Origin of the sequence: Pseudoalteromonas sp. S1608 (genome assembly GCF_005887265.1) — a bacterium.
Taxonomy (GTDB): domain Bacteria; phylum Pseudomonadota; class Gammaproteobacteria; order Enterobacterales; family Alteromonadaceae; genus Pseudoalteromonas; species Pseudoalteromonas undina.
Genome location: NZ_PNDK01000014.1, coordinates 79,355 through 102,763, shown reverse-complemented (window position 1 = coordinate 102,763; position 23,409 = coordinate 79,355). Strand labels below are relative to the sequence as shown.

Genomic DNA, 23,409 nt, shown 5'->3' with positions numbered 1-23,409 from the left:
CCCACTTTGTGGGCTTTTTTATGCCTGTAATTTATTTTTCAATTTATCTAAAATAGCGATTAACTGGCGTTGTTCATCATCCGACAGGCAGCTTAATAATGCTTGCTCCCATTGCAATGCTTGTGGCGTTATTTTTTCATATAAAGCCATGCCCTTATCAGTTAACATCAAAAATGCAGCGCGCTTATCATGCTTATTTAACTCGCTATAAATAAGCCCTTCATCTATTAGCGCTTTTACTGCTCTTGATACTGTCGACTTATCCATATCTGCTTGAGTACATAACTGCTTTGCTGTGCTTTGACCTAATTGCGCTAAATTAGCAATTATTCGCCACTGAGGAATAGTTAAATCAAACTCTTTTTTATAAATGCTTGAAAAATCATTACTTACCTGTGTTGCTAAGTGTGTTAATTGATAGGGTAAAAATGTCGTTAAATCTATTTTCATATTGAATCACTTATTTATTTACACACGACTTTTATCTGTTCACTTTTATTTACAACGGTCATAGTCAGTGTATTTGATATTAGTCTCACTTGAGAGTACCTTAGCGTAAATAACAAAAATATAATACTCCCCCACTTTCACAGGAGTCTGTAATGGCGACACAATTAAACTACATGACCGGCTTTGGCAATGAATTTGAAACCGAAGCGCTGCCTGGTGCATTACCGATTGGGCAATTTAGTCCGCAAAAAGTAAAATATGATTTATACGCAGAGCAATTCAGTACCACTGCATTTACCGCTCCTCGCGCCGATAACCGCCGCACTTGGATGTATCGTATTCGCCCATCGGTTGTGCAAGGCGATTATACAGCCATAGACAATGGTTTAATTAGAACAGCACCCATTACCGAAGTACCGACTCCACCAACCATGCTGCGTTGGGATCCCATTGATATACCAGCAGAACCCACTGACTTTATCGATGGCTTAATCACTATGGCTGCCAATGGCAGCGCGAATGGGCAAGCCGGTATTGGTATTCATGTTTATGTCGCCAATAAATCCATGGACAAGCGCTTTTTTTATAATGCCGATGGCGAAATGTTATTTGTACCGCAACAAGGTGAACTACTACTTAAAACAGAACTTGGGCATTTAACTATTAAAGCCGGCGAAATTGCCGTTATTCCGCGTGGTATTAAATTTCAAGTAATGTTACTAACCGACACTGCCCGTGGCTATATTTGTGAAAACTACGGCCATGCCTATGTCCTTGCTGAGCGCGGCCCTGTGGGCGCCAACGGTTATGCTAATGATCGAGACTTTCACTATCCAGTAGCGGCTTTTGAAGATATTGAGGGTGATTTTGAACTGATTGCTAAATTTAATGGCAATATGTTTCGTTGTGATATTGGTCACTCACCCCTTGATGTTGTTGCTTGGACAGGCAATAGTGCGCCTTATAAATACGACTTAGCTCGCTTTAATGTCATGAATACCGTTAGCTTTGATCACCCCGACCCTTCAATCTTTACCGTACTCACTTCACCATCGGGTACTGAGGGCGTTGCGAATATCGATTTTGCTATTTTCCCACCGCGTTGGATGGTGGCTGAAAACACTTTCCGCCCGCCTTACTATCACCGTAATATTATGAGTGAGTTTATGGGCTTAATAGAAGGGGTATATGATGCAAAAGAGCATGGCTTTGTGCCTGGTGGCATGAGCTTACATAACTGTATGTCGCCGCATGGTCCTGAAGCAGACGTATTTGAAAAAGCGTCAAACGCCGATTTAGAGCCACAACGCTACGATAATACGTTGGCGTTTATGTTTGAGTCACGTTATGTAATATCGCCGACTAAATACGCGTTAGAAGGTAAAGAGCGCCAAGCTAATTACACTGATTGCTGGCGCACAATCAAAAAACACTTTAATGGCAATCAAGGATAATCAAATTATGAAGCTTTATACTTATTTTCGCTCATCTGCAGCGTATCGTGTGCGAATCGCATTAAATCTAAAAAATATTGATCATCAATTGATACCAGTTAACTTATTAACATCAGAACAGCAAAGCACAGATTACTTACAAAAAAACCCACAAGGACTGTTACCGGCTTTAGAAACAGAAGACGGCGTATTAGGTCAATCTCTAGCAATTTTAGAGTACCTTGAAGAGCAATACCCTGAAACACCATTATTGCAAGGTAATGCATGGCAAAAAGCACACATTCGCAATTTAAGTTATGCAATTGCCTGTGATATTCATCCTATTGATAATTTACGGGTGCTTAAATATTTAAGTAGTGAACTTAATATTGATGATGAAGCAAAAAATAAGTGGTACCGACACTGGGTTGAAGTTGGTTTTGAAAAAATAGAACGCATGCTTGATAGCAAAAATACATTTTGCGCAGGCGAGTCGCCAAGCTTAGCTGATGTATGTTTAGTGCCGCAGGTATTTAATGCCATTCGTTTTAAAGTAGATATGGCTGCCTACCCTAAAATAGCAGCCGTTTATCAGCGTTGTAATGAGTTGGCCGCCTTTATTGATGCAGCCCCAGAAAATCAACCCGACGCAAACTAACTTTTTAACGCACTGTGTATTACAGTGACGTGCTCAATTAAGTCTAAGCCCAGATCAGTTAAATAACCGCCATCTGGGCTATCAATAACGCCTTTATCAAACAACCGTTGTGCTGCGCTCAGTAAAGCGGGCTCAGCATCTGAATGGAGTTTAATCCCCTGCATTTTGCTTTCGCGTGGGAATTTGGCAAGTAGTGTAAATTCGTCAATCATCGTTTGATTAAATAGCATATGTGTTCACCTTTTTATTGTTCTGTGTTTTACTGAAGTTGTCTTACTTACCCTAGCATGTTTTTTTGCTAAGTGTAGTTATTTTAAACACCTTGAGGTTATTCATGCGTTATTATTTTACTTTTATTATTGCTGTTTTATGCTTGTGTTTTTCAGCTTTAAGCTACGCTAACACAATACAAACGCTTCCTATTGTTGATGCTACCCAGCTTATAAACACTAATACTGAGTGCTGGTATGATAATAAACGCTATAGCGAAGGTGCCATACTGCAAGTTCATTCTGTTACCCTTATTTGTGCTGCTAAATACCCCCAACATAACAACAGTCAGTTAATTTGGCTAAAGCTCGATAAACAAGGTAACCTTATTTACCCTAAGAAGCCCTCTACTATTACTGTAAATTAATCAAGATTAACAATCTGGGATTTGCCAGCCATCTCCAAACTATTAAGATGCGGTGGGATACGTTACAATACAGGCAGTTTAAAAAAGCAGTGTGACTATGAATAATCAACCAAAAAACCCGCTTCATGGGGTAACTTTAGAGCAAATCCTTGTTGAACTAGAACAACGTTTAGGCTTCAAAGCAATGGGCGAACAAGTAAATATCAAATGTTTTACAGATTCGCCAAGTATAAAATCAAGTTTAAAATTTTTACGTAAAACGCCTTGGGCAAGAGATAAAGTAGAAGCGCTTTATATCCACACCATTAATAACAAGCCGCTACGTAAACCTAGAAATAAACCGACTAAGCAGTCAGAATCCTCACAACCTGATACATCAGGTTTTGTATGGCCTTCTATTAAAAAATAAAAGGCTCAAAAAATAGCAATGGCGTAATACATACGCCTTTCTAATCAGGTGTTTGCTCTTGGCATATTACATTTAGCGACGCAGGGTGAATGCTCACCACCACTTTATCTGCAGATTTAACCTCGCCATCAATCACGTAATTTAGCGTTTCATCTGCGCTTATTTCTACACGTTTTGCATTGGTATAATGCGAGTTAATAGCAAGATGCGTTTGCGTAATACTGCTAAACATCAGCTCAGCAATACTTAATACCGTGGTTTCATTATCTTTGTTTGGCGTTAACCAATTTACATCTAATAACCCATCGCGGTGATCAGGTTGCCCGCCCCCTTGCGCTAATAACGTAGTGAATGGGGCAGCATTTGCCACAATAAAACTATTTGTATTAATAGTCTCAGGCTCATTATCATCTAATTTAACTATTAGCTGTTGCGCTTTATTTTCGCCAAATGAGTGTAAAAAACCATTTAAATAAGCAAGTTGACCTGATTTATTTTTAGACTCTCGATCCGCTTTTTCAATCATTGCATGCTCAAAGCCAATACCAATTAATAATAGCATCAGCTCATCATTACAATACGCGGTATCAATAAGGTTAGCTTGACCATCAATGATTAAATCACATGCTTGCTCAACAGGAATAAATTTAGATTTTATCCCCATTAATACATGAGCGAGTGCATTTGCTGTGCCCAGTGGTATTATTCCTAATCGACAAGAAGTACCTACCAACACACTGGCAACCTCAGTTACAGTTCCATCGCCACCACAAGCAATAATAATATCGGGGTGGCTTTCTATAGCCTGTTTAGCCAATGTAATGCCATTTTGTTCTGGCGTAGTTTTTAAAATGGTTAAATCGTAATACGCAGATAAACGCGCAACAATTAAATGCTCTTTTTCAGACCACAACTTAGTGCCTGAAACCGGATTAGCAATTAAGTACGCTTTGTTTTTTATCAGTAGCTCCCCCTTACGGTGGCGCTTAACTAAATGGCGTAATTGGCGTTTGTTAAGGTTCGCAGTTTCACGTGTTTCTTTTATTTGTGCAAGAATATCATGCACGTCCGCGTCTTTATTTTGACTCAATAAATACGCTGCCATAACAAACACCGAGCGTCCACGCCCTAATGCACAATGCACCACAACACGACGGTCTTTTTTAATATGATGATGGATCCAGTTAATGGCTTGGTTTAACTGTGAGTGTGTAGGCACACTGTGATCAAGAACAGGAATATTTAAATAATCGATATTTTCTTGGGTAGATGTCCATTCAAGGCCATCAAATTCACAGGTAACGTCCAAAATAGCGGTAATGCCATTTTCTTTCAATGTGTCTATATCAGAGGGGAATAAACGACATGCTAAAAATAGGTTATCATTTATTTGCTGAATAGGCGGTACTTTGTCACGCTTACGTGACCACGCATTATAAATTTGCGCACCTAATAAAAAAGGCACAAAGGCCCAGCGAATGTAAAAAGGGATAACGCCATTTTCGCGTTTTCTAAATACTTTCCCTGCGTTGAAAAAATAAGCGCCGCTGACTAATAGTAGCGAAAGTGCGGTCCAAAAAAACGCAACTGCAAAGTAAATGGAGTTAACCGTTAATCCCAATACTATAAATACCAATGCTGTTACAAGATAACTTACTGCAGCCCACATAATTTTTCCTTTTTATTGGTGTTACACTTTTAAATGATCATCATATCCAGCAATCATTATGCCATTAGTAAACTTAGGTAGTAACTTAGCTAGCTACCTGCTCTGCATCGGTAGTTCTAAGTTAAATCAACTTAAGAAAGATTAACATGGTATGCAGTTTTTACATCTCATCGAATAAATTATTCACAGTATGATAAAAGCATACTATGCTCTTTGATTGCTATCTATATAAAAAATATTGATAAATTTTAATTTTCAACTTTTTGCATCTAAATATCGTGTTTACTCGTTCTAATACTAATAATAAAAAATAGGATAATTATGGAAAATAACGAATTACTTTCTTTGCTGTGTGCAACAGCACAAGGAGACAAACATGCTTTTTCACGTTTATATCAGAAAACGAGCGGCAAACTCTTTGCAATTAGTTTTAATATGTTGTCTAACAGAGCTCATGCTGAAGAAGCACTACAAGATGCCTTTATTAAAGTTTGGCATAATGCGTCTGAGTATAACGCCTCCAAAGGAACTGTAATAAGCTGGATGATTAGTATTATTCGCTACAGAAGCCTTGATCTACTCAGGTATTATAAAGTCCGTAAGGAAGAACCTTTAGCTGAGGATCAACAAGATACTCACATCGTTGATGTCAATTATGATGAAAACACTAAATTAGTCGACTGTATCGAACAACTAGAACCACAACAAAAGCATGCTATCCACCTTGCCTACTACAAAGGGTTAAGCCATAGAGAACTCGTGAATCATATTGACACACCATTAGGAACAGTTAAGAGCTGGATTCGCAGAGGTTTAGTACAGTTACAAAGGTGTTTAACAATATGAACTATAACAAACCAGAATTACTTAACTCGCTTGCTGCAGAGTATGTACTTGGCACATTAACCGGCTTGGCGCGTAAACGTTTTCAGCGACTCATGCTAGTTTCAAATAAAGCGAGAGAAGCGACCAATATATGGGAGCAAAACCTTAATAACCTAGCGAGTGCTATTAGCCCACAAACACCATCAGATGCCACATGGCATGAGATAATGCGGCGTATCGAAAATAAACCACAATTAGAAAATTCACAGCTAATAATAAAACCTTCTATTTGGCGTGCATGGTCATTTTTAGCGACCGCCGCATGTATTATTTTAGCTGTTTTAGTTACTCAACCTACTACCAACAGTAAGCAGACACAACAAATAGCTTTAGTAAAAAATCAAACTGAGCAACCGTTGTGGTTTATAAATGTAAGTAACCATAAGCTCTTTATTAAAGCGAGTAACCAACTAATAGCGCGAACAGATAGAGACTACGAACTGTGGATGATACTTAAAGGGCAAGATACCCCTGTCTCCCTTGGTTTATTACCCAAAAATGGCGATAAAACTATTCTCAAAAGTAAACTATTTAAAGCAACCGACATAACATTATTAGCGGTTAGTTTAGAACCCGTTGGCGGTTCACCGAATGGTTTACCTACTGAGGTACTATACACCACAGAATTAGTACTTTTATAAACTGATGCTGGTCGCTTTACTTCAAGCGATCAGCATAAAAAGTAACAAAAAATAAATACTTTTAACTTTTTTGCATCCACTTAACTATCCTGTCCGTTATTAGCTATGACTTCAAACAAAACTAAAGGACAAAGTCATGAAAGCTTTTACTCCATCAATACTTGCAGTAATGGTATGCAGTACATTTATAAGTGCACCAAGTGAAGCATCTAGCCATAGAGAAGCACCAAATATAAGCCGCTTCCCAACTTTAGACTCTACCGATTTTTATATATTTAATAGTTATGAGCAAGGCCGAGGCGATTACGTAACCCTCATCGCAAACTACATTCCTTTACAAGATGCTTATGGTGGCCCAAATTACTTTGCAATGGACCCTGATGCTACTTATAGCATCCACATTGACAATGATGGAGACGCTATAGAAGATATTACATTTGCGTTTAACTTTGAAAGTATGCTGCCAAATGATAATCAAGGGGTACAACTGACTGTAGGACCAGAGGGTAATCAGCGGACCGTTTCAGTACCTCTTAAAAATGTTGGCGGCATCTCTGCAGGTAATGACGCTGCTGTAAACTTTAGCGAGTCCTACAGTATGACCATGATCAGCGGACCACAACGAACTGGCACTACCACAACCCTAAATAATACCACTACAAACTCTAGCTCGTTCTCTAAACCACTTGATTATGTAGGTAATAAAACCTTTGGATCGATGACAGAATATCAAGCCTATGCTGATCAGTTTGTCTATCAAGTTGCCATACCCGACTGTGAAGGCATGGCGAGAGTTTTTGTCGGTCAACGTAAAGACCCATTTGTAGTTAACTTAGGTAAAACTTTTGATTTAGTTAATTATGTTCCAGTTGAAGGTGACAGCTCGCCAGGGGCAGCCGATGGTGGAGGTTTCCCAGGCGGTATAACCCAATCAGCCGATAATGATGATCTCGCAGACAAAAATGTTACGTCAATAGCTATTGAAGTACCAAAAGCCTGCATTGTAGGCGAAGGTAATCAAGTCATTGGTTCGTGGACAACAGCTAGTTTACCTCAAGCTCGCGTACTTAACCCTAATGCAAAATTTGCAAATAATGCGGTTAATGGAGGGGCATTGACTCAGGTTTCTCGATTAGGTAACCCGCTAGTCAATGAGCTTGTAATTGGCATTAAAGATAAAGATACATTCTCAACATCTCACCCTAAAGACGATGGACAATTTTTAGATTATGTATCACACCCCTCTTTACCCGAGCTTCTGAATATCTTATTTAAAGATGCGGTTAATACAACACTAGGTGCTAGCCTAGAGACTCTTGCGCCCACTAATTTTCCACGCACAGATTTAATTACTGCATTTTTGACAGGCTTTGCAGGGGTAAACCAACAAGCAACGGTAACACCTTCAGAAATGCTGCGTCTAAATACCGCTATTGCAGCGACTGCGCAGGCCGACCAATCAGCATTTGGCGTTGCAGGTGACGACTTAGCTGGTTTCCCGAATGGACGACGCCCTGGTGATGATGTTGTAGATATTGCGCTACGAGTTGTAATGGGGCGTTTGTGCCACCCTATCCCCGTTGCAGGTACAGATACTGATTTAGGGCTGTGTACTCCAGAAGATGCAAACGTAGGCACTGTGCCATTTACTGATGGCGCACCTGTTAATGCATCAATGATGAATGCCACATTCCCTTACCTTGCAACGCCGCTTGCAGGCTCTAAATAAGGAGTGAACTAATGCATAATCTAAATTTACGTCATGTCTGTATACTATCTGTAAGCCTGATTATGGCAGCATGCAGTAACGATGACGACAAAAATAAATCACCAACTATAACCAACTCTGCGCCCTCAGCAAGTGATGTAATACTCACCACTCAAACAGAGGTCAGTATCTCTGATATGCTCAGAGCCACTGATATAGATGGCGACACATTAAGTTACTCAGTATCAAGTGAGCCTACGTTAGGTGTTGTTGAAGTAAATAGCGATGGTAGTTTTACTTACACCCCTAATAAAGAGACAACAGGTACAGACAGCTTTATGTTTGGCGTAAGCGATGGCATAAGTTCACAAGTAAACGCCACTGTGAGCATCACTATTGAAGCGTTGCAAGTTGAATTTGCACAGTTTGCCACGGATGCTTTAAATCAACAGCCTACGGCTGAGCCATTGTCTGTGAATGGTAGAGTATTTACCAATACAGATACTGATGTTGGTGATCTGATTTCAGCAAACGGAAATTAATCAATCAACTGACTAGCCAAGGAAGGCTAACTTTTAGGAGAAAATAATGCACTTACCTTTATATTTGCCATTCACTTTTATCGCTGTCTTTTTAATGCCGCTCACTCTACAAGGCGCACCTTTTGTACCAAAGGATGATGCAGTTATTGCAACTAGTAACACTAAATTAAAAGCATCTCTTTCTGTTGAAGAGATAAAGAACTTACTCGACAACAGTCAATTCTCAGGCCAATCTGAGCGGTTACAAGGGGCCCTTAAAACACATTTGGTAAAGCTATATCAGGAAAACCCCACTTCAGAAGTAAGCTATCTGTATGCACGTATATTACAAAAAGAACATTTATTCGAGCAAGCCATAAATATTGCAAAAGAGGCAATAGATGACGATCCTAACCATGTTAATAGCCATTTACTACTAGCAAATATTTTTATGACGCAAGGGCGTTTTGAAGCAGCAACAAAACACTGTATATCTTTAATTGGTTTAGTAAGTACCCTCACTGCAAGTACCTGTGTGCTTGATATACAAAGCCAACACAAAAATGTTCAACAAAGCTATCAATCGCTATTAAAAATAGTTGATAACAAAGAAACAAATCTTGCAACCAAACATGTGTTAAGTGAAATGAGTTACCGAATGGGTCACTATAAAAAAGCACTCTCTCATATTAATCATATAAAATTATCGAACATGCCTGTGAGCCTTGTTGTTTTATGGGCTGATATTCAGCTTAGACTTAATAACTCTGAGCATATTATTAACAGCCTAAGCACATTGGTTGACGATAATACTAATTTAGAGGATGCGCTGTTGCTTAGGCTAGCTATTGCAGAAAAAGATCTAAAAACATACGGGCAAAAATGGCAAAAAATGATGGCTGAAAGAGTCTCTTTACGCGAAATTCGCCAAGATACTTTCCACGCCAGTGAACTAGCTAAATATTACATTAATATTCAGCCAAACCCCGACAAAGCATTGTACTGGGCAAACATTAATTGGCAACAAGCAAAGATGAGTATGGATCAGCAGTTGCTTAAAGATGCACAAGCAATGCTACGAGGTAAGCTATGAGATCAACTTATCTATGTTTTTTCGCTTTATGTTTGTTCGCTTTTACAAACAATGGCTTTGCACACCAGTTAAGTACCAGTTATATCGTGTTAAATAACAATATAGATAAAACGCAATATATTGGTCACTGGCAAATCAGTATCGCTGACTTAGAACATGCAGTAGCACTTGATTTAAACAACGATGGGCAAATTACATGGGCCGAAATAAAAGCAAAACGTAGCTCAATTACTCAATTTGTTGAACAAAACATAAGTTTTACCCAAGACTTAAAAGCCTGCCTTTTAAATAATGAAGGCCCGTTTAAGCTCGATACTCACTTTAATCAACCTTATTTGCAAATTCCTATTCGCTTTTATTGCGATAATAACACTACAACCTTACTTACATACTCAGCTTTTTTTAACCGCGATGCTAGCCATAAATCTATCGTTAACATCAACGGTGTGTCGCGTGTATTTGACTATCATAACCAAAAACAAGCATTTAATTTTGAACAAACAAGCTACCTAGAAACCTTCAATCAATATGTTTACCAAGGCGTGTTACATATTTGGATTGGTATAGACCATATTTTATTTTTAATTGTATTGTTACTTACTTGCGTGTTGGTAAGACGAGATAAAACATGGCAAAGAAGTAGCTCTAAAATAAAAATCATAAAACACACTGCATGGATAGTCACCGCGTTCACACTGGCACACTCTATTACGCTTACAGCCACAGCTATGAACCTTGTCTCCCCAAATAGTCGCTGGGTAGAATTAGGAATTGCAGTGTCAGTATTGTTTGCAGCACTTAATAATGTTTGGCCCGTCGTAATACGTTTAGGCTGGCTTACTTTTGGTTTTGGATTACTTCATGGGATGGGATTTGCAAGTGTCCTCGGTGAACTAGGCTTGTCAGAAGACTACCAGCTGCTAAGTATTATTGCTTTTAACCTCGGTGTTGAATTGGGTCAACTGAGTATTTTGTGTCTCAGTTTACCAATACTTATTTACCTAAGAAACTATAATTGGTATCAAAAGTGGTTAATGCCTTCAGGTTCAATCTTGATTGCTCTAATCGCTCTGCAGTGGTCAATAGAACGTTATTAATGAATAACATTTAGGCTAACCCACAAAAAGGTTAGCCTAATTTTCCTCTGCTCATTCTTATTCTAATTTTTATCAAATGGCATAAGTAATGTTTTCATCGCTGGACGCAGTGCAATAAGCACGGTTTCTTCTGTTAACTCAGGAAACAGCATTTTTCGTAATAACAATCCTGCCATCACTGAAAAAATCACATTAATACGGCTCTCTAATTCTTGTTCTGAATGTGATTTTATTAAACTACTTTCACTCACTAATAAATCCCGCATTCTGTTTCGTGCTTGCGTATCAGCCTCACGTAGCAATAAAGCGACTTTTTTGTTTCTACTAGCCTCTGCCATCATATCTAGGTCAATAACGCAGGCGCCCGTGTCCATATGACGCTGTACGCCATGATGTAGACCATCAAGTAATACTGTTAAAATATCACCAGGTTGATCTTCAAACTCTTGAAATATGGAGAACATTTCTTCCATATCTTTTTCAATAATACTTTCGATTATTGCTTCTTTACTATCAAAATAATTATAAATATGGCCTGCACTCATGCCTGCTGTTCTTGCTATTTCAGCCATACCTGCGCCATGGTAACCTTTGCGATGAAAACAATCAGCAGCCGCTGTTAATACCTGCTCACGACGCGCTTGTGCTTGCACCGGATCAAGGTGCTTTTTATTTTTAGAATTCATTCGAAACTCCATTATCGAGTCACTAGACTCGAAATGTTTAACGTTTACCCTTGATAATAAAAAGATAAACGTTAAACGGTATCACTTTACTACAGATAAACCAGCCATAACTCACCGGTTTAATGCATACTAATTACTTTGATCGGTAGTTACTTCCCATCCACCACCAACGGCTTTGTACAAGTTAATTTGACTTGCAAGCAAAGCTTGTTGACCGGTGATCAGTTGTTGCTTTGCGCTATACCAAGTTCGCTGAGCGTCGAGCACTTGTAAAAAGCTATCGACCCCTTTATCGTATCGCGCCTGTGACAAGTCATAGGTTATTTTTCGGCTTTGTAGTAGCTGTTCAAGTGCGCTTAATTGGGCATTGTAACCCTCTCTATCAGCAAGCACGTCAGCAACTTCACGAAACGCTTGCTGAATTTTTTGCTGATACGTTGCTACAGCAACTTGTTGCTCTGCATTAGCGACATCTAAATTAGCTTGGTTACGTCCCATATTAAAAATAGGCAAATTTACCGACGGCATAAAGCTCCACGTACCTGATCCTGCATCAAATAAATTACTTAAATCACGTGATGCTGTTCCTGCATTGGCTGTTAAACTAATACTTGGGTAAAACGCTGCACGAGCAATCCCTATATTGGCATTTGCAGCAAATAATTGGTGCTCGGCCGCTTTTATATCAGGACGCTGTGTTAGTAAATCAGACGGAAGGCCGACAGGAACAGCGGGTAAATCAAGTAATGAGTTCAACTCTTTAGTCGGTAATAAGTCCTGCCCAACCGGATTACCTACTAATAAATCAAGCGCATTTTTATCACGTTTTAATAAACGCTTATACTTTGCAATATCAACCTTTGCAGTAGCTACGGTACTTTTTAATTGCTCTAGGGTAATTTCAGAGGCAGCACCTAAATCAACACTTTTCTGCGTTAAAGATAAAGAAGCTTGCTGCGATGACAACGTCTCTTGAGCTAAAGCAAGTAATTGCTGATCGGTCGCATAATTAAGCCAAGCATTTGCCAGCTCAGAAATTAACGATACCTGCATGCTATATTCACTAAGCTGCGTAGAATAAAGCGTTTGTAATGCTTGCTCAGATTGATTACGCACTTTGCCCCATAAATCTAACTCATAAGCAGTCATGCCCACAGTTGCACTGTATTGGGAGCTAATTTGAGGCTGATCACTTGCTGATAAATCAGCTGGCAAGCGCTGACGACTGCCTGATGCATTGAAATCGAGCGAAGGATATAACGCTGAGTCTTCGATCTGATACAAACCACGCACTCGTTGCACATTAAGTGCTGCTATTTGCAGGTCTTTATTGTGCTCAAGGCTTAATGATATCAGTGCTTTGAGCTTTTCATCATTAAAAAACTGCTGCCATTTTAATGACGAAACTTGTCCTTTGCCTGCCTCTGATGCATACGCATCAGGGACAGGTAAATTAAGCGCTTCTTGCTGAGGGGCTAACTGACATCCAGATAAAATGGCTAAAGTTAAAGCACTAAAACTAATTGTTCTTACACTCATTAAACTTCCTCCTGCGAGGTGGTTTTAGCTTTACCTGAAAACAGTCTACGTACCAAAACAAAAAACAACGGTACAAAAATTACCACCAGTGATGAAGCTGCAAGTGTTCCGCCTATAATTGAAATACCTAAGGCGTTTTGAGCACCAGAGCCTGCACTCGAGGCTATTGCAAGCGGTAAAACACCACAGATAAATGCCATTGAGGTCATTAAAATAGGGCGTAAACGAAGTCGTACAGCTGCAATAGCTGAATCTACCAAACTTAAGCCTTCATCCATTTTATGGGTAGCAAATTCAACAATTAATATCGCATTTTTAGAGGCAAGCCCTATGGTGGTTAATAAGCCAACTTGAAGGTAAATATCATTTGATAAGTTACCTAAGAAAGCAGCCATAACAGCCCCCAATATACCCAGAGGTACAATCATCATTACTGCAAATGGGATAGACCAACTTTCATAAAGTGCTGCTAAACACAAAAATACAAATAATAGTGAAAGACCATAAAGAAGCGGCGCTTGGCCACCACTTGAACGTTCTTGGAATGAAATACCAGTCCATTCAGAGGAAATCCCATTAGGTAACTGCTTAACTAAGCGCTCCATTTCATCCATAGCCTCACCTGTACTGTAACCAGGCGCAGCACTACCTTGAATTTCCATAGCTGAAAAGCCGTTATAGCGCTCTAAACGAGGCGAGCCATATGACCAATATGAACTAGCAAACGCTGAGAATGGCACCATGTCGCCGCTTTTATTTCGCACATACCATTTATTGAGGTCCTCAGGCACCATGCGCGCATCGGCCTTACTTTGCAGATATACCTTTTTAACACGGCCACGGTCGATAAAATCGTTCACATAACTACTACCCCAAGCAGTAGAAAGCGTACTGTTAATATCACCTTGTGATACACCAAGGGCTTCTGCTTTTGCAAGATCAATATCCAGTTGTAATTCAGGCATATCTTCTTGCCCGTTTGGACGAACACCTGCCAGTATTGGACTTTGACTAGCCATACCCAATAACTGATTACGCGCCTTTAATAGCTCATCGTGACCTAAACCAACCCGGTCTTGTAAAAACATATTAAAACCATTCGCAGTGCCAAGTTCAATAATAGCCGGAGGTGGGAATGCAAACACAAACGCCTCTTTTATCGTTGAAAAATAGCCCATGCCTTTTCCTGCAACCGCTCCCACTGATAAGTCGTCACGTTGGCGCTCATCCCAGTGCTTTAAGCTCACAAAACCAATGGCTGAGTTTTGTCCTGAGCCTGCAAAACTAAAACCGGTAACCGTGAAAATTGAGGCAACAGCTTCAGATTGTTCTTCTAAATAATGGTTTTCTACTTTTTTAACCACTTCAAGCGTTTGCTCTGTTGTAGAACCTGCTGGCAGCATCACTTGGCTAAACAGAATACCTTGGTCTTCGTCCGGTAAAAACGCAGTGGGTAAGCTTGAAAAAATAGTGACCATACCACCGACAATCAAAACATAACTAAGCAAATAACGTTTAGAGTGCTTGATCATTCGCCCAACAAAGCTTTGTGCACCTCTATTAGTTTTATCAAAACCACGGTTGAAGCCTGAGAAAAAACGGCCAATAAAGGTACCATCAGTATGCACATGACTCGGTTTTAATAACGTAGCACACAATGCAGGTGTTAAAATAAGCGCCACTAATACCGACAATCCCATTGCTGTTACCAGCGTTATAGAAAACTGACGATAAATAACCCCTGTAGACCCACTAAAAAATGCCATAGGAATAAATACCGCCGACAGCACCATGGCAATACCCACGAGCGCGCCCTTAATTTCATCCATAGACTTTCGCGTTGCTTCGACCGCAGAGAGCTTTTCTTCTGTCATTAAACGTTCTACGTTTTCAACTACCACTATCGCGTCATCGACCAACAGACCAATGGCCAGTACCATGGCAAACATAGTGAGCGTATTAATTGAATACCCAAAGGTAAATAGAACGCCAAATGTACCTAGCAGTACTACAGGCACGGCAATTGTTGGGATAATAGTTGCTCTAAAGTTTTGTAAAAATAAGTACATCACAACAAATACCAAAACAACGGCTTCTATTAATGTATGAACTACTTTTTCAATTGAAAGTGCAACAAAGGGAGTAGTGTCATAAGGCACAACCGCTTCAAGCCCTTGTGGGAAAAAAGGCTTAAGCTCTTCAAGCGCATCCTTTACTCCTTGCGCGGTATCAAGTGCATTAGCGCCACTGGCTAACTTTACACCGAGTCCCGATGCTGGTTTACCATTAAAACGAGCAACCACACCGTAGCTTTCACCGCCAAGTTCAACTTCGGCAACATCTTGTAAGCGAACAACCGAACCATCGCTGTTAGTTTTTACTAAAATATCTCTGAACTGCTCTGGTTTTTGTAATCGACTTTGCGCAGTGACAGTCGCATTAAGCTGCTGCCCAGCAAGTGACGGCATACCACCTAGCTGACCTGCTGACACCTGTGCATTTTGTGCTTTAATTGCTGCTGATACATCGCTGGGGGTTAGCTTATAGTTTTGTAATTTAGCCGGATCGAGCCAAATACGCATTGCATATTGAGAGCCAAACAGCTCCACTTCACCTACACCGTCTACACGCGACACAATGTCTTGCACGTTCGACGATACATAGTCTCCAATATCAATATTAGTCATACTGCCATCTTGCGACACAAAACCAACAACCAGCAAAAAGCTTGATGATGATTTGGCCACTACCACACCTTGGCGCTGTACTTCTTCCGGCAATAATGGCGTAGCGGTCGCTAATTTATTTTGTACTTGAACTTGGGCAATGTCTGGATCGGTCTCGGCATCAAATGTTAATGTCAGCGTTGCTGAACCGCTGGACTGTGAGGTTGATGACATGTATAACAAGCCATCTAAGCCTTTCATTTTTTGCTCAATAACCTGAGTTACCGAGTCTTCTAATGTACGTGCAGATGCACCTGGATAGTTAGCCGTAATGGTAATCGCTGGCGGCGCAATAGACGGATACTGAGCAACAGGTAGGCTTTTAACGGCAATAATACCCGCAAGCATAACCACAATCGCCAATACCCAAGCAAAAATAGGCCTATCAATAAAAAATCGTGACATAAAACTCTCCGTTATTGGCTGTTATTTGCAGAAGGCTTCACAGCAGTTGCCGTAACAGGTGCACCTGGGCGAATCTTTTGTAGCCCTTCCACAATCAATTGGTCGCCATCGGCTAAGCCTTCGCTCACCAACCAATTAGCGCCTAAAGTTCGCTCTACTTTTAATACACGGCTTTCAACGGTATTGTTTTTGCTAACAACCATAGCTGTAGGTTCACCTTTGGTATTACGGCTCACACCACGTTGTGGGGCTAATATTGCGTCTGACTTAACACCTTCAACCACCTCAGCACGCACATACATACCTGGTAGTAATAGCTTTTCAGGGTTTGGAAACTTAGCACGTAAAGTCACTGACCCAGTACTTGGATCAACGGTCACTTCTGAGAACTGTAATGTACCTTTATGAGGATATACTGAGCCATCTTCCATTATTAGTTCTACATCGGTTTGTGTTGTAGAGTCGACACCTAAAGCACCTGATGCTAGCGCTCTTTTGAGTTTAGTTAGCTCATTACTTGATTGGGTTAAATCAACATAAATGGGGTCAAGTTGCGTAACCGTTGCCAGTGCGCTTGTTTGGCCTGCGCTAACTAATGCGCCTACCGTCACGCTTGATTTACTAATCTGGCCGCTAATTGGCGAAGAAACATGGCTATAATCAAGGTTAATTTGCGCACTTTTTAACTGCGCTTGTGCCGTTAATAATTCTGCAGAGGCTTGCTTAGAAGCAGCATCAGCTTCGTCAAAATCTTGCTGGCTTACGGCTTTAATTGCTAATAGTTCTTTATAACGAGACGCTTTAGATTTACTGCTAGCAATACTCGCTTCTGCGCGAGCAACCGCCGCTCTGCTGGCTGCTAATTCGGCTTCAAAAATATCGGGATTAATTTGGTAAAGTGCTTGGCCTTTCTCAACCTGAGTCCCCTCTTCAAATAAGCGTGATTGCACAATTCCACTTACCTGAGGACGAATTTCAGCAATTTGAAACGCACTTACACGACCAGGTAATTCTTTTTTAAGTGTAATTGCTTGGCTGTTTAATGTGACAACACCAACGGGTGTTGCTGCAGGAGCAGAAGCCTTAGGTTGCTCAGCTACCTGATCACATCCACTTAAAGCAACAGAACCAACGAGGGCTGAAAATACAAAAAAAGCGATGCGGGAACGCTGCATGTTAAATACCTTTTAGTTTAGAATGAACGATCATTCTAAACTATAGTACAACAATTAAAAATAGCTAATGGACAACATTTACACATTTTTACAATTGATTATAGTTGTCACAAAATTAACTCAAACAATAGTTAAACTATATCAGTGACCTCCATAAAAAAGGCAGCCAATGCAAATACATTGACTGCCGTTAATCAATTATTTAATTTTAGCGACTGTTACTCGCTCTCAGGATTCATCCTAGAGACGAGTAACTGCTCAATACGAATGCCTTCTACATCCACTACTTCAAATTTAAAGCCTGAAAATACAATAAACTCTGCACGTTTAGGAATATGCTTCATGGTGTAAATTAAATACCCGGCGACCGTTTCATAATGGTTTTGATCAGGGAACTCATCAATTTCTAATACCTTAGCTAATTCAACAATAGGTGTTAAACCATCGACCAACCAAGAGTTAGCATCACGCTCAATGATTAGCTCCTCACTTTGATGCGTGATTAAATCACCCATAAAGCCTTTCATTAAATCTTTAACTGTAACGATTCCAACCACTAGCGCATATTCATTGACCACCACAGCAAAAGGGTGAACCGCAGTTTTAAACGCATTTAGCGACTCAGATAAGCTCAGTGTTTCTGGTAAGTAAAAAATATCTTTATCAAGCATATCCGCATTAATATTTGCCGCCTCACCTTTAAGCACTTGGCGTAAAATATCTTTTGACTCAACCGAGCCAATTAACTTATCAAGGTTGCCTTTACACACTAAAAAGTGATTATGTGGATGCTCTATAATTTTATTGGCTATATCTTCACTCGACTCATCAATATCAAAGTAAACTATTTGCTCTCGTGGCGACATCACGCTTGATAAAAAGCGCGCTTCTAAATCAAATACATTACCAATTAAGTCATATTCCTGCTGTTGAAGGCTGCCATACTCAGCACCAGCATCCATCATGGCAACAATATCTTCAGTAGTAACAATATCCTCACGCTCACTGGGTACTTTAAACACCCGCAATACGATGTTGGTTAAGCCGTTAAAAAATAATACCAATGGTGTTAGCGCGAAAGTCACCCATCGCATAATTGTAACTACACGCACAGCAACAGCTTCAGGTAAAATCATTGCTAATCGCTTTGGGAGCAAATCAGCAAATAATATAAATAATGAGGTAATAATTAAAAACGACAGTAAAAAGCTAATTTGACCAAGTAACGGCCCCTGATAAAATAATTGCAGTATTTCTTGCACGTAAGGCGATAATGCCTGCTCACCAACAATCCCACCTAATATGGCAATCGCATTGAGCGTAATTTGGATCATGGCAAAAAAAGCACCGGGCTGCTCTTGCAACTTTAAAACCGCCAGCGCTTGCACATTTCCTTCGTCGGCCATAACTCTTAACTTTATTTTGCGTGAAGCGGCAATCGAAATTTCTGACATCGCAAATAACGCACTCATCAAGATTAATAATGCAATCCCGATTAAATCACCCATTTATAACTCCAAAATAATCGCTTTTATTAGCAAAAGCAGCTGGATTATAGCCGCTTTTATAAACAGGGCAATTGATATTTATATAATATTATTTTCTTAATATTTTAATATTTATAGTTGCGATTCATACAAAGCAAAGGCCGTGCTAAGTTGCTGCTTTAATTTATTAGGTAGGTTTTTGTTACACGCAAAATATAAGGGAGCTTGGCTGACGTTGATGGGCATTAATGGCTCGAGCTGTAGTTCATTTAATAAGTGGGACTGTTCATGATTTATTCTCTGTGCAGGTATTACAACCAAATCAATGCTGGAACTTCGCGCTCTAATTATTTTAAAAATATTATCAAAGCTATTAAAAAGCATTAAATTTTCGTTTTCTTTAAAGCCTTGGGAGAGTAAATAGTGGTGGCTGTAATTATCTTTTAATACTGCAATTCTATATTGCTTCGCCTGATCAAGGCTTGTTAGCACAATGCCTTTGCTCTTAAGTGAGTAGAAGTTAGTATCAAATTGAGCTAATTTAGCAAACCAAACAAAGCTACTCTCACGCTCAGGTGAGCGAGAAATAGAGAAGATACAGGTTTGAGGATCTCTTAATGCAATATTATAAGTCATGCTCCAATCGTTTACTGAAATTGAATAATCAATCCCAGCATTATCAAGCACTAATCGTACTATATCGGCAGCATCACCGACTAAATTGTTGTTCGCATCAAGATACTGCGCAGGTGCAAAATTCTCTGTTACAACAGTGAGTTTAGCTGCGCAGTGTTGGCTTACAATGAGTAATAATACAAAACACCACTTAATCACAATAACCCGCTCTATTAAATTTAAGACGTCACTTTTCAATAAAAGCCAATTAAATATAGCGGGTTATTTGCAAATAGCCAATTTTTAGCTTTTGAAATTAGCGGTTCATTGCGTTAATTAAAAACGCTGAGATTTTAGCGCCTTCTCTCAGTGTCGTCTCAGAGCTTGATTGACCCACTAAAGAGCTGTCAGTAAACGGAGCTATCTCCATCATATCAGCCCCCGTTATAGGGAATTCATCAGCAATCGCTGACAAAATATCAAGTGCGTGTTGTGGCGTTAAGCCATTTTCTTCGGGTGTACCTGTTGCTGATGCAAATTCGGCATCGAGGGCATCAATATCAAAGCTTACATACACTTCATCGACCTTGTCTGCTTTTAATTGCGCAATAGCATCAGCCGCAACCGCAGCTGCGCCACGCTCTATAATTTCAGCAGCCCAATGTTGTTTTACGCCAAAAGTACTTTCCCAATGTGATTTAGGCTTGCCACTTGAGCGAATACCAAATTGAATTAAATGATGCGGCGCTGGTAAGAATTCTAAAATATGTGTGCACCAAGAGCCAAAACATAAGTCGATGCCCAAACGCTCTACGAGTAAGTCGGTGTGAGCATCAAAGTGAATAATTGCCGTACGTTTACCTTGCTCGCGTTTTGCTTTTAAATACGCTTTTGTTAACGGGTAGCTAATTGAGTGGTCGCCGCCAATACCAAAAATACCTTTGTCTTGGAATGTCGCATAAAAGCTATCACACACATCTTCAGTAATAGACAATGGGCTTACATAATGATCGTTATTGTCATTTCCGTATAGGGCCTTTTGGCAATTAGTGATAGTGGCCTCATTTAAATACTTATCGTGTAATAAATGCGGTATTACACGTACATCACCTAAATCAAACGAACGACACTGTGTTTGTTGATCAATCAATGCTGAGCGTAAAAATAAAGGCCCCCAGTTAGCGCCACGTAAAATCCCACCACCGCAATCAGAGCTAATGCCTAGCATTACTGCTTTATGTGGTGAATTAGGTAGCTCGTTAAGTGAGTCACGCCATAAAACATCGACATTTTCAGTTTGCCCATATAATTTATTTCTAAGCGCTGCTTTGCGTTCTTTAGCCGTATTGACCGTAAAAACACCGTCGCCAGGTGCACATAAACAGTGTTCAACTTTATCTTTAAATGCTTGAAATTGTGTGCTCATTGTAAACCCTTTTTCAATCTGAATATCTTGTCTATTATTGAGTAGTTATGCAAAACATCGCACGCTGAATTAATTTTAGATAATTTGCATAGTATGCTAAAAATCACAAGGCGCTTTGTTTTGCTCTCTTAGGTTAGTGGTAAATAAAAACCAAACCAACTTACTAACCAATTGAATATAAACAATTTAAATTATAGCTACCGACTCTTTAGCCTAGCTATTGGTTTGCTATGAGGTATGAATATAGTGTCTGAACAAACAAGTCAACTGGCTCATTTTTCTAGTAATTTTTGCCATTGATTGAATATTCAGAGTTGGTGAATAAATCAAATTAAGTCAATACGGACATCCGTCCTGTACTTCACTTATGTTTCTCGTAATCATGGTAAATTGACAACAATTCTTATTAAAAAGGCTTAGTTATGGAAAAGGTATTTCACTTAGGACTGTGTATTGATGATTTAAAAGGTGCAAAACTGGCAATTGTTCCAGGCGATCCAGATCGTGCAGCACGTATTTCACAGTTCTTAGATAATCCAACCTGCCTTGCTCAAACGCGTGAGTTTCACATTTATTTAGGCCAATTAAACGGTCACTCTGTAGTGGTATGCTCAACCGGTATTGGCGGCCCTTCAACGTCAATTGCCGTTGAAGAACTGGCACAACTAGGCGTACGTAGCTTTCTTCGCATTGGTACAACAGGTGCAATTCAACCGCACATTAACGAAGGTGATATTTTAATTAGCCAAGCTTCGGTACGATTAGATGGCGCGAGTCAGCACTTTGCACCGCTGTGCTATCCTGCAGTATCTGATTTTTTTGCTACTCAAGCTATGGTAAAGGCCTGTGAAAACCTTAATATCGATTTCCATATTGGTATAACCGCTTCGAGCGACACCTTCTACCCAGGTCAAGAGCGTTATGATACGCATTCTGGCTACGTACCTAAGTCATTACAAGGTAGCTGTGAAGAATGGCAAAAATTGGGCGTAATGAACTATGAAATGGAATCGGCTACTTTATTTACCATGTGTGCCGCACTTGGCTTACAAGCCGCTTGTGTTGCAGGTGTATTAGTAAATAGAACACGTCAAGAAATTCCAAACGTGGACCACGGCGAGATTGAGAAAAAGTCTGTTGCCGTGGTACTTGAAGCCGCTAAAGTGTTACTTGGCTAATGTTGCGCTAATAACCTCAAGTGTTGGTAAGCTATCAAAGCTTGCTAACACTGCTTTTGCTACCCCTGATTGGTTTTCATGACCAGCAGTTTCTAATAAAGTAATTGATTTTACTGTTTGCTTATCAAAACTTAATCCTGCTACAAACAATTGACTCACCGCGCTTTGCAATGGCGATAAGCTCGGGCTGTATGCTGCATTTTCAGCATAGCTGCCATAAAAGTCACCATTTTCGAACGTGCTTATTTTTACCGCACTATAATTTTGACTGTATGGAACATAAGCCGCTAAAGCAAAACTCATCAGCTTTTCATCAAGGTCTGTCTCTTTAAAGCACTTAGTTTGCTCTGCTGGGTTAAATAAGCTGTGCTCATTGCCTAAATCGGTTGGTCCAAATGAATGCGGTAATAGCTCTGCTAATTTAAAGTTTTGTGCTGGCAGTAAAATATCAAGCTCTTTTGCATCAGCCAATTCATTCATAAACTGACGGCAATACCCACATGGTGCATCACTAATGGCTATTTTCAGCACTTTCTTAGCGCCATTTAACCACGCATTATTAATTGCTGATTGCTCACCATGCACCACTAAACTAAGTGCTTGATGATCAAACTCAGCATTGGCACCAAAGTAAAAAGTGGTATTTCCTTGTGAATTAAGCCCTTTAACAATTGCGCCGACATGAAACTTGGAAATAGGTGCAACTGAAAATTCAGAAGCCATAGGCACCAAGCCTTGCAATAAAGTATCTTCGCTGACATTAAGTTCAGTACAAAGCGCTTTAATATCGCTTGAATGTAAAATACCGCGTTGAGTTTTTAATTGACTACGTAATGCTTGGGTTTGCGCTACGTTTAATGAGATGTGTGAATTGCTAAGTGCTGTATTATGTTGCACTTTAAAAGTTGCTGAAGCCATAATAGTTTTTATTTGTTCAATGGCCAAGTAGTGTAAAAGGTTGGCAAACGAAA

Annotated in this window: 22 protein-coding genes; 11 read left to right on the top strand and 11 right to left on the bottom strand. The window is 39.8% G+C overall.

All coding sequences use genetic code 11. From position 1 onward, the window contains the following. Positions 1-18: 18 nt before the first annotated feature. Positions 19-450, bottom strand: a complete 432-nt coding sequence (locus tag CWB75_RS06730) for a MarR family winged helix-turn-helix transcriptional regulator (protein ID WP_138570212.1) — start codon at positions 448-450, stop codon at positions 19-21. A 152-nt stretch (positions 451-602) separates the two neighbouring features. Between CWB75_RS06730 and hmgA the strand changes: the two genes are divergently transcribed. Both hmgA and maiA read left to right on the top strand, forming a co-directional pair. Continuing rightward, complete coding sequence (gene hmgA, locus CWB75_RS06725; protein ID WP_138570211.1) at positions 603-1,904, top strand: homogentisate 1,2-dioxygenase; 1,302 nt, start codon at positions 603-605, stop codon at positions 1,902-1,904. Positions 1,905-1,911: 7 nt separating this feature from the next. Further along, positions 1,912-2,541, top strand: coding sequence for a maleylacetoacetate isomerase (gene maiA / locus CWB75_RS06720; RefSeq protein WP_138570210.1), 630 nt, complete (start codon positions 1,912-1,914; stop codon positions 2,539-2,541). On the opposite strand, the gene CWB75_RS06715 is transcribed toward maiA, so the two are convergent. Next, positions 2,538-2,771 carry a TIGR02647 family protein gene (locus tag CWB75_RS06715; protein ID WP_008464346.1) on the bottom strand — a complete coding sequence of 78 codons (234 nt, stop codon included), beginning with the start codon at positions 2,769-2,771 and terminating at the stop codon, positions 2,538-2,540. The two genes, maiA and CWB75_RS06715, sit on opposite strands and share 4 nt — an antisense overlap. Before the next feature lie 104 nt (positions 2,772-2,875). On the opposite strand from CWB75_RS06715, the gene CWB75_RS06710 reads away from it, so the two are divergent. Both CWB75_RS06710 and CWB75_RS06705 read left to right on the top strand, forming a co-directional pair. Further along, positions 2,876-3,178 (top strand): DUF1496 domain-containing protein, encoded by a 303-nt coding sequence (locus tag CWB75_RS06710; protein ID WP_054201254.1) that lies wholly within the window; start codon positions 2,876-2,878, stop codon positions 3,176-3,178. Between the two features lie 97 nt (positions 3,179-3,275). Further along, a complete protein-coding gene (locus CWB75_RS06705) occupies positions 3,276-3,587 on the top strand; it encodes a VF530 family protein (RefSeq protein ID WP_010389056.1) in 312 nt (103 codons plus the stop codon). A 40-nt stretch (positions 3,588-3,627) separates the two neighbouring features. Here CWB75_RS06705 and CWB75_RS06700 read toward each other — a convergent pair whose 3' ends face one another. Beyond that, positions 3,628-5,256, bottom strand: coding sequence for a diacylglycerol kinase family protein (locus tag CWB75_RS06700; RefSeq protein WP_075170278.1), 1,629 nt, complete (start codon positions 5,254-5,256; stop codon positions 3,628-3,630). A 321-nt stretch (positions 5,257-5,577) separates the two neighbouring features. On the opposite strand from CWB75_RS06700, the gene CWB75_RS06695 reads away from it, so the two are divergent. The 6 genes from CWB75_RS06695 (at position 5,578) to CWB75_RS06670 (ending at position 11,201) form a co-directional block, all read left to right on the top strand. Beyond that, positions 5,578-6,102 carry a sigma-70 family RNA polymerase sigma factor gene (locus CWB75_RS06695; protein WP_075170279.1) on the top strand — a complete coding sequence of 175 codons (525 nt, stop codon included), beginning with the start codon at positions 5,578-5,580 and terminating at the stop codon, positions 6,100-6,102. Then, positions 6,099-6,782: an anti-sigma factor gene (locus CWB75_RS06690; protein WP_138570209.1), complete on the top strand. Its 684-nt coding sequence runs from the start codon at positions 6,099-6,101 to the stop codon at positions 6,780-6,782. Before CWB75_RS06695 ends, CWB75_RS06690 begins: the two co-directional genes overlap by 4 nt. 136 nt (positions 6,783-6,918) lie before the next feature. Then, positions 6,919-8,511 carry a DUF4331 domain-containing protein gene (locus CWB75_RS06685; RefSeq protein ID WP_010389064.1) on the top strand — a complete coding sequence of 531 codons (1,593 nt, stop codon included), beginning with the start codon at positions 6,919-6,921 and terminating at the stop codon, positions 8,509-8,511. 11 nt (positions 8,512-8,522) lie between these two features. Beyond that, positions 8,523-9,032, top strand: coding sequence for a cadherin-like domain-containing protein (locus tag CWB75_RS06680; protein ID WP_138570208.1), 510 nt, complete (start codon positions 8,523-8,525; stop codon positions 9,030-9,032). 46 nt (positions 9,033-9,078) lie between these two features. Beyond that, on the top strand, positions 9,079-10,104 hold the full coding sequence (locus tag CWB75_RS06675) for a tetratricopeptide repeat protein (RefSeq protein ID WP_138570207.1): 1,026 nt from the start codon (positions 9,079-9,081) through the stop codon (positions 10,102-10,104). Continuing rightward, complete coding sequence (locus CWB75_RS06670) at positions 10,101-11,201, top strand: HupE/UreJ family protein (protein ID WP_138570206.1); 1,101 nt, start codon at positions 10,101-10,103, stop codon at positions 11,199-11,201. The genes CWB75_RS06675 and CWB75_RS06670 overlap by 4 nt, the downstream gene beginning before the upstream one ends. Positions 11,202-11,263: 62 nt before the next feature. On the opposite strand, the gene CWB75_RS06665 is transcribed toward CWB75_RS06670, so the two are convergent. The 7 genes from CWB75_RS06665 to CWB75_RS06635 all read right to left on the bottom strand — a co-directional run bounded on the left by CWB75_RS06665 (position 11,264) and on the right by CWB75_RS06635 (position 21,260). After that, positions 11,264-11,887: a TetR/AcrR family transcriptional regulator gene (locus CWB75_RS06665; RefSeq protein WP_010389073.1), complete on the bottom strand. Its 624-nt coding sequence runs from the start codon at positions 11,885-11,887 to the stop codon at positions 11,264-11,266. 129 nt (positions 11,888-12,016) lie between these two features. Further along, positions 12,017-13,426, bottom strand: a complete 1,410-nt coding sequence (locus CWB75_RS06660; RefSeq protein ID WP_109875224.1) for an efflux transporter outer membrane subunit — start codon at positions 13,424-13,426, stop codon at positions 12,017-12,019. Continuing rightward, positions 13,426-16,557, bottom strand: a complete 3,132-nt coding sequence (locus CWB75_RS06655; protein WP_138570205.1) for an efflux RND transporter permease subunit — start codon at positions 16,555-16,557, stop codon at positions 13,426-13,428. The genes CWB75_RS06660 and CWB75_RS06655 overlap by 1 nt, the downstream gene beginning before the upstream one ends. A gap of 11 nt (positions 16,558-16,568) precedes the next feature. Next, a complete protein-coding gene (locus CWB75_RS06650; protein ID WP_138570204.1) occupies positions 16,569-17,732 on the bottom strand; it encodes an efflux RND transporter periplasmic adaptor subunit in 1,164 nt (387 codons plus the stop codon). Between the two features lie 218 nt (positions 17,733-17,950). Continuing rightward, positions 17,951-19,240: a polyamine export protein PaeA gene (gene paeA / locus CWB75_RS06645; RefSeq protein WP_055011941.1), complete on the bottom strand. Its 1,290-nt coding sequence runs from the start codon at positions 19,238-19,240 to the stop codon at positions 17,951-17,953. A 111-nt stretch (positions 19,241-19,351) separates the two neighbouring features. Continuing rightward, positions 19,352-20,053: a substrate-binding periplasmic protein gene (locus CWB75_RS06640; RefSeq protein WP_010389085.1), complete on the bottom strand. Its 702-nt coding sequence runs from the start codon at positions 20,051-20,053 to the stop codon at positions 19,352-19,354. 97 nt (positions 20,054-20,150) lie between these two features. Beyond that, entirely contained in the window at positions 20,151-21,260 is a 1,110-nt protein-coding gene (locus tag CWB75_RS06635) for an arginase family protein (protein WP_055011940.1), read from the bottom strand. 422 nt (positions 21,261-21,682) lie between these two features. Here CWB75_RS06635 and udp point away from each other — a divergent pair, with 422 nt between their 5' ends. Further along, positions 21,683-22,438, top strand: a complete 756-nt coding sequence (udp, locus tag CWB75_RS06630) for a uridine phosphorylase (RefSeq protein ID WP_008112319.1) — start codon at positions 21,683-21,685, stop codon at positions 22,436-22,438. On the opposite strand, the gene cdd is transcribed toward udp, so the two are convergent. Next, positions 22,427-23,356 (bottom strand): cytidine deaminase, encoded by a 930-nt coding sequence (gene cdd, locus CWB75_RS06625; RefSeq protein ID WP_138570203.1) that lies wholly within the window; start codon positions 23,354-23,356, stop codon positions 22,427-22,429. The genes udp and cdd overlap by 12 nt on opposite strands. Between the last annotated feature and the right edge of the window lie 53 nt (positions 23,357-23,409).